Annotated in this window: 7 protein-coding genes and 1 pseudogene; 3 read left to right on the top strand and 5 right to left on the bottom strand. The window is 62.8% G+C overall.

Features of this window, described 5'->3' with window-relative positions; genetic code table 11:
- Positions 1 to 208, bottom strand: a pseudogene (locus OO258_RS27175) (outer membrane assembly protein); the annotation flags it as partial.
- Between the two features lie 196 nt (positions 209 to 404).
- On the opposite strand from OO258_RS27175, the gene OO258_RS27170 reads away from it, so the two are divergent.
- Together OO258_RS27170 and OO258_RS27165 are read left to right on the top strand one after the other, a co-directional pair.
- The gene (locus OO258_RS27170; RefSeq protein WP_266034974.1) at positions 405 to 1,106 is read left to right on the top strand and encodes a response regulator transcription factor; all 702 of its coding nucleotides are present in this window, start codon (positions 405 to 407) and stop codon (positions 1,104 to 1,106) included.
- Positions 1,103 to 2,368: a HAMP domain-containing sensor histidine kinase gene (locus OO258_RS27165; RefSeq protein ID WP_266034971.1), complete on the top strand. Its 1,266-nt coding sequence runs from the start codon at positions 1,103 to 1,105 to the stop codon at positions 2,366 to 2,368. The genes OO258_RS27170 and OO258_RS27165 overlap by 4 nt, the downstream gene beginning before the upstream one ends.
- On the opposite strand, the gene OO258_RS27160 is transcribed toward OO258_RS27165, so the two are convergent.
- The 4 genes from OO258_RS27160 to OO258_RS27145 form a co-directional block, all read right to left on the bottom strand.
- Entirely contained in the window at positions 2,361 to 3,356 is a 996-nt protein-coding gene (locus tag OO258_RS27160; protein ID WP_266034970.1) for an aldo/keto reductase, read from the bottom strand. The two genes, OO258_RS27165 and OO258_RS27160, sit on opposite strands and share 8 nt — an antisense overlap.
- A 96-nt stretch (positions 3,357 to 3,452) precedes the next feature.
- Complete coding sequence (locus OO258_RS27155) at positions 3,453 to 4,304, bottom strand: LysR family transcriptional regulator (protein ID WP_064491418.1); 852 nt, start codon at positions 4,302 to 4,304, stop codon at positions 3,453 to 3,455.
- A gap of 62 nt (positions 4,305 to 4,366) precedes the next feature.
- Positions 4,367 to 5,551, bottom strand: a complete 1,185-nt coding sequence (locus OO258_RS27150) for an MFS transporter (protein WP_266034967.1) — start codon at positions 5,549 to 5,551, stop codon at positions 4,367 to 4,369.
- Between the two features lie 161 nt (positions 5,552 to 5,712).
- Positions 5,713 to 6,594 (bottom strand): LysR family transcriptional regulator, encoded by an 882-nt coding sequence (locus OO258_RS27145; RefSeq protein ID WP_266034965.1) that lies wholly within the window; start codon positions 6,592 to 6,594, stop codon positions 5,713 to 5,715.
- A 185-nt stretch (positions 6,595 to 6,779) separates the two neighbouring features.
- Between OO258_RS27145 and OO258_RS27140 the strand changes: the two genes are divergently transcribed.
- Positions 6,780 to 6,906 (top strand): thiamine pyrophosphate-binding protein (locus OO258_RS27140; protein WP_009682266.1); only part of this gene is annotated, 127 nt, incomplete at its 3' end.

Genomic DNA, 6,906 nt, shown 5'->3' with positions numbered 1-6,906 from the left:
ACCCGGTCTTGAACAGGGAACGGGTCGAGTCCACCAGACGGCGGTCATCGGCCTGGTCACCGACGTTCAGCGGCAAGGCACCGAACACGCTGCCGGCGGAAACCCGCTGCAGGCCGTTGACGCGAATGTCGGCGATCCTGAACGGTGAGGCCTGGGCCAGCGTAGCTTTCAGCAGCAGGATGGAGAGCAACAGGCGCGGGTAGTTCATCAGGGGTTCCAGACAAGCGGATTTGGAAGGGGCAAGCGCGGGCAACCCGCAAGCAGCGGGCGATGAGGATACGGGCGGGCTGTGTACGGCGCGGTTAGCCGAGGGTAAAGATGTGTAAAGTCCGACCGGCCGGCGGTGACAGTGCCGGCGCGTAGGGCGATCATTACCACCCCTGCAATTGCGAAATCTGGCCCTGATGATCCCTGTGCTGCTGGTCGACGACGACCGCGAACTGACCGAAATGCTCTCTTTGTACCTGGCGCGCGAAGGCTTTCAGGCAACAGCCGTTGACACCGGTGAAGAAGGCGAGACCCAGGCGTTGTCCGGCAACTTCCAGGTGGTGGTGCTGGACGTGATGCTGCCCGGCATTTCGGGCATCGAAGTGTTACGCCGCGTGCGCGCGCGCAGCCAGGTGCCGGTACTGCTGCTGACTGCCCGGGGCGACAACATCGACCGCATCGCCGGCCTTGAACTGGGTGCAGACGACTATGTACCCAAGCCCAGTTCTCCCGGCGAGCTGGTGGCGCGCCTGCGGGCGATACTGCGCCGCGTGCAGCCACACCTGATGGGGGAAGCCAGCCCGCCCGAGGTACCTGAACAGGTACGCAGCGGCGCATTGAAAATGTGGCCGGGGCGGCGCGAAGCGCACTGGGGCGCAGCCACGCTGGAACTGACCGGCTCCGAGTTCAGCCTGCTCGAAGCCCTGGCGCGCCAGGCCGGTCAGCTGGTCAGCAAGCAGGACCTGTCGCTCAATGCCTTGGGCCGGCCGCTGACCCGCTATGACCGACGTATCGACGTGCACGTCAGCAGCATCCGGCAAAAGCTTGGCCCGCGTGCCGATGGCAGCAGCTGGATTCAGAGCGTGCGCGGCATGGGCTACATGCTGATCGTCGAATGATGCGCCGGCGTCTGTTCTGGAAGCTGTTCCTGGCATTCTGGCTGGCCAACACCCTGACCTTCCTGGTGGGGGCGGGGGCCTTCATGCTCAATGAGCTGCGCGGCGATACCCCCGGGCTGCGTTCGTTGCTGGCCACCGAGCTGCAAATGCTCGAACGGCATGGCGAGCGGGCCGGACGCCAGTTGCTGGACGTGTCGCCACAGCCGCAGGATGTGCAAGTAGGCCTTTACGACGATCAAGGCCGCTTGCTGGCTGGCCAAACGGTGCACGTGGCGCGTTTCGAGCAGGCACTGCTCGACCGTGACGGTCGCCCGCTGGTGCTGCGTGCTTCGGTGGCCACCCGTGTCGGTATGGCACCGCGCCCACGCAACCTTGGCCCGTTTGTGACAGGGGCCGTGATGAGCGCGCTGTTCGCGTTGTTGTGCAGCCTTTACCTGACCCGCCCGCTGGCCTGGCTGCGCGAGGCCATGGGCCAGGTTGCCCAGGGCCGTTTCGATATTCGGGTCCGGCCGCGGCTGGGCAAGCGCCGTGACGAAATCGTCGACCTGGCCGAGGACTGTGACCGCATGGCCGGCCAGCTCAAGGCCTTGGTGCAGGCCCAGCAGAACCTGCTGCATGATATTTCGCATGAGCTGCGCTCACCGCTTACCCGCATGCATGCTGCCATCGGCCTGATGCGCCAGCAACCCGACCGACCCGACATGCTGGAGCGGGTCGAGCGCGAGTCGCGGCGCATGGACGACCTCATCGAGCAACTGCTGACCTTGGCCCGCGCCCAGTCCCGTCAAGGCAACAGTGACTTCGCCAGCGTGGATGTGGTCGAACTGCTGGCGCAGATCGTCGAGGATGCCCGTTTCGAGGCAGGCATGAAGCAGTGCCAGGTGTCCTTGCTGGCGCAGGGGGCGTTTCTCATGCATGGCCATGAAGAACTCCTTTACCGGGCCTTCGAGAACATCATCCGCAATGCCGTGCGCTACACCAAGCCCGGCACGGCGGTATTGGTGGAGGCCGCACCGGCACCCGGTGGGCAATGGTTGCAGGTGTGCGTCAGCGACCATGGCCCGGGCGTCGACCCGGCGCGCCTGCAGCGCATCTTCGACCCATTCGACCGGGGCACCGACAGCAGCAGCGACGGCTTCGGCCTGGGGCTGGCGATCGCCCAACGGGCCATCGCCTTGCACGGTGGCAGCATCACCGCGCTGGCCGCCGCCACAGGGGGCTTGCGAGTGCGTATCGAACTGCCGCAAGCCATTGCTACTTGAAGCCGGTGACCACGTGGGGAACGTAAGGGGCCTGCAAGCGCGCCACCTCGTCCTCGCTCAACTGCAGTGACAATGCGCCCAGGGCATCGTCCAGGTGGGCGGGCTTCGAGGCGCCGACGATAGGGGCGCTAACGCCGGCCCTACCCAATACCCAGGCCAGTGCAACCTGGGCCATCGGCACCCCCCGTTCGCTGGCGATCTGCTCGACCACATCGATTACCCGGCCGTCCTCCGCCTCGGTCTTTTCATAGAACGATTGCCCGGACACATCGGTGCGCGTGCGTTGGGTTTGCTGCCCATGCGGTCGTGTCAGGCGGCCGCGCGCCATCGGGCTCCAGGGCATCAGGCCGACGCCTTGATCCAGGCACAGCGGGATCATCTCTCGCTCTTCTTCGCGGTAGATCAGGTTGAGGTAGTTCTGCATCGACACGAAGCGGCTCCAGCCATGGCTGGCGGCTACCTGCTGCGCCTTGGCGAACTGCCAGGCATACATCGACGATGCACCGATGTAGCGCGCCTTGCCGGCCTTGACCACATCATGCAGAGCTTCCATGGTTTCCTCGATGGGGGTGTGGTAGTCCCAGCGATGGATCTGGTAGAGGTCGACGTAGTCTGTGCCCAGGCGACTGAGGCTGGCGTCGATGTTGGCCATGATCGCCTTGCGTGACAAGCCTTGCTCATTGGGCCGGCTGGCGCCTTCCCACATGTTGGCAGGGAAGAACACCTTGGTGGCGATCACGGTTTCTTCGCGGCGGGTAAACTCCCTCAGGAGTTTGCCGAGGATGATTTCCGAGGTGCCGGCGGAATAGCTATTGGCAGTGTCGAAGAAGTTGATGCCGTGCTCGACGGCATGGCGAATGATCGGCCGGCTGGCGTCTTCGCCCAAGGTCCAGGGATGAGTGCCGGCGTCGGGTTCACCGAAGGTCATGCAGCCCAGGCACAGTCTTGAAATGTCCAGCCCAGTGCTACCCAGCTTTACGTACTGCATCGTCGTCTCCTTCAAAGGCGTGAGTGATGGAGTTAGCCTAACGCTGGCAGGGTTGGGCGAAAATTCCGTATTGATGCATGCGCCATCTGCAAGAATTCACAAGCGCAGCAGCGGCCGCACCTGTTGCTGAAGGAAGTCGGTAACCGCTTTGATCCGCGGCGTGGCGCGCACGTCTTCATGCACGGCCAGCCAGATTTCGATGCTCATTGTCTGTTGGGCGCTGCCTGCCTCTTTCAGACCGTGTTCCTGTGCCATGAACGCGGGCAGGCAGGCGATGCCGATGCCGCCGGCACAGGCTTGGGCCTGGATGCGCAGGTCATTGCTGTGCAATGCGAACGGCTGCTGGCCGGCCTGGAGGTTGAGCCATTGCTGTTGTGGGGAACGGGCCTGAGACTCGTCGTAGCCGATGTAGCGCCTGACCGTTGCGCTGGCCAGGTAACCGGGCGAGGCATACAGCCGGTAATCCAGGTGCCCCAGCAGGCTGACCACCAGAGTTGGCTCTGTCGGCCTGGCCAGGGCGATGCTGATGTCAGCTTCGCGGCGGACCAAGGATGCCTTGGATTTGCTGCCTACCAGCTTCAGGCGCAGCTGTGGGTAGCGCTGGTACAGCTCGCCCAGGCGCCGGGCGACGATGCTGCCCAGCAGCGCCGGTGGTGCCGAGAGCACCACTTCGCCTTCCACTGTCTGTTGGCCGGCGCTGGCGAAATGCTCCAGGGCAAACGAGGACATGGCCATCTGCTCGGCGAGTTCTGCAACACGTTGGCCTTCGTGGGTGAGGGCATAGGCGCGGGGACGTCGGTCGACCAGCTTGAGCTTGAGCGAAGCTTCGAGCGAGGCGATGCGCCGGGCCACTGTGGCGTGGTCGACACCCAGGGTCTTGGCAGCGGCCGACAGCGAGCCGGCCGAGCTGAAGGCGGAGAAATGGCGCAGGTCTTCCCAATCGAACATGAATGACTCGGCAGTGGCGGGTGCATAAAGGGGTAGGGTAACCCTTTATGACCCTGCCGGCTTCAATGCCCGCCTTTCATCCGCCGCGCCACCAGGTAAATGCCCAGGCCAACCAGCGCCGTCGCGGCGCCGATGTACCCGGTGCTGGTCCAGCCCATACCTGCAGTGATCGCCATACCTCCCAGCCACGGCCCCAGGGCATTGGCGAGGTTGAACGCCGCGTGGTTCGAGGCTGCCGCAAGGCTCGGTGCTTCATGGGCAATATCCATCAACCGGATTTGCAGCGGCGCCGCCAGGGCAATCATGGTGCCCACCAGGCCGATGCCCAGCAGCAGGCTCCACAAAGCTTGTGCAGCGAATGTGAAGAACAGCAGCACGGCAACCGACCACACCAGCACCAGCCCCACCGCACGGAACTGCAAGCGGTCGAACAGTTTGCCGCCCGCGATATTACCGACGATACCGCCTACACCGAACGCCGCTAGGCCGAACGGAATCCATTGCGGTGACACTTGGGTCACCTGCAGCATGGTCGGCGCCAGGTAGCTGAACACGCAGAACATGCCGGCAAAACCGATTGAAGCGATGGCCAGTGCCATCCATACCTGCGGCTGGGTGAAGGCTTGCAGTTCCTTGCGTGGGTCGCTGCGTGCTTCATCATGGCGCTGGGGCACAAAGCGCCAGACCAGGGCGATGGTGCACAGGGCGATCACGCCGACCAGCACGAATGCTGAACGCCAGCCTAAGTACTGACCGAGGAAGGTGGCCACTGGGTTGCCGAGCAGCATGGCCAGGGTCAGGCCCATCATGACGCGGGCAACGGCCCCCGCGCGTTGATCCTTGGCCACCATGCTTGACGCCACCACGGCGGCAATGCCGAAGTAGGCGCCGTGGGGCAGGCCGCTGATGAAACGGAAAGCCACCAGGCCGCCGAACGAAGGGGCGAGGGCGGTGGCCAGGTTGCCCAAGGCATACAGCAGCATCAACAGCAGCAGCATGTGCTTGCGCAGCAACTTGGCACCGAGAATCGCCAGTGTCGGCGCACCGACCATTACCCCCAGCGCATAGGCGCTGATGGCATGGCCGACTTGCGGCTCGCTCAGTTGCAGGTTGCTGGCAATGTCGGGCATGAGGCCCATGATGGCGAATTCGCCGGTACCGATGGCGAAGCTACCCAGTGCCATGGCGGCTTCCATCTTGGCCACCGTGCTTTTACTGGGAAGAGGAGGTTGTTCCTGGACTGACATCTGTATCCCTATTGAGGCATGCATTGAAACATGCTGAAACGTTCAACGCGGGATGATAGTCAATTCGCGACTTCAACGTCGAGGAAGTAGAGCGGCTTCCTCTCTTTCTCGTCGTTCGCCGGGCACCTATTGGACCGCCAAAGGGCCGGAACAGGTGGCTATCAGCGCTCCAGGTAATGGGTTTGTGCGGCGAAGTCGATGAAGCGCTTGCTGGCCAGCGACAGGTATTCCCCCGAGCGCCAGCACAGGCGAAAGCTCATTTGCTGCGCCGGCCGGAACGGCACGCCGACAATGCCCGGGGTGCGCTGCTGCACCGAACGCAGCAAAGTCGCCACGCCCATGTTGTCCAGCGCCGCTTGTACCACCAGCGACACGAAGTTGCTTTGCAGCGCCACCTGATAAGTGATCCCGTGTTCGGCAAAGAACGCGTCCAGCAGTTGTCGTTGCACGAAAGTGCGGTCAAACACCACCATGTCGGTGTTGCGCAGGTCCTCGGCGGTGAGGAATGCCTTGCCTGCATAAGGGTGGTCGGGGTGCATGCACGCCAGCATCTCGTCGCTGCCCAGCAGGATCGACTCCTTGTCCGGCGGCACCCGACGTGACTCCAGTAGCGCAAGGTCGATTTCCCGTTGTTCCAGGCGGTGACCAATGTCTTCGGCACTGCCTTCGAACACGGTCATGGCAATGCCTGGGTAAAACTGGCGGAAGGCATTCATCAACCCCGGCACATAGTGCAGGCCGAACATCGGCGGGATGCCCAGGCGCACTTCACCGCGCTTCAGGTCGGCCATGTCGCGCAGCTCTTGCCGGGCAACGTCCATTTCGCGCAAGGCCGATGCGATACGCGGCAGGAACTGCTCGCCCTCGGCGGTAAGGAGTACTTTGCGCGTGGTGCGGTTGAACAGGGTCACGCCCAGTTCTTCTTCAAGCCGGGTAACCGCCATGCTCAGTGCCGGCTGGGCAATGTGCAGGTGCTGCGCAGCCTTGGTGAAGCTGCCTTGCCGGACGATTTCGACACAGCAACGCAATGCCTTGAGGTTCATCGAGGGGTACTACCTTTCATGCCAGTTGCATTCATAACGAACTGTGATGACACGCATCATAACAATATATTTATTATTATTAACCAGAGGGCCTACGATGCGCGCCACTGAGACATCCTGCAACATCTCAGTCGCGCAGCTTAATAAATCTGCAATTCCACGAAGATTTTGAGGTAGTACCCCAAATGGCCAAGGCCGCCGATGTCGTTGTGCAATGCCTGGAAAACGAAGGTGTCGAGTATGTATTCGGCATTCCCGGTGAAGAAAACCTCGACCTGCTCGAATCCCTGCGCAAGTCGAAGATCAAGCTGG

Origin of the sequence: Pseudomonas sp. DCB_BI (assembly GCF_026240995.1) — a bacterium.
Taxonomy (GTDB): domain Bacteria; phylum Pseudomonadota; class Gammaproteobacteria; order Pseudomonadales; family Pseudomonadaceae; genus Aquipseudomonas.
This window is presented reverse-complemented; position numbering and strand designations above follow the sequence as displayed.

Bases quoted from the DNA above. Each gene is read 5' to 3' on its own strand.
- OO258_RS27165 (WP_266034971.1), top strand. From the start codon at position 1,103: ATGATGCGCCGGCGTCTGTTCTGGAAGCTGTTCCTGGCATTCTGGCTG.
- OO258_RS27145 (WP_266034965.1), bottom strand. From the start codon at position 6,594: ATGAACCTCAAGGCATTGCGTTGCTGTGTCGAAATCGTCCGGCAAGGC.
- OO258_RS27170 (WP_266034974.1), top strand. From the start codon at position 405: ATGATCCCTGTGCTGCTGGTCGACGACGACCGCGAACTGACCGAAATG.
- OO258_RS27155 (WP_064491418.1), bottom strand. From the start codon at position 4,304: ATGTTCGATTGGGAAGACCTGCGCCATTTCTCCGCCTTCAGCTCGGCC.
- OO258_RS27150 (WP_266034967.1), bottom strand. From the start codon at position 5,551: ATGTCAGTCCAGGAACAACCTCCTCTTCCCAGTAAAAGCACGGTGGCC.
- OO258_RS27160 (WP_266034970.1), bottom strand. From the start codon at position 3,356: ATGCAGTACGTAAAGCTGGGTAGCACTGGGCTGGACATTTCAAGACTG.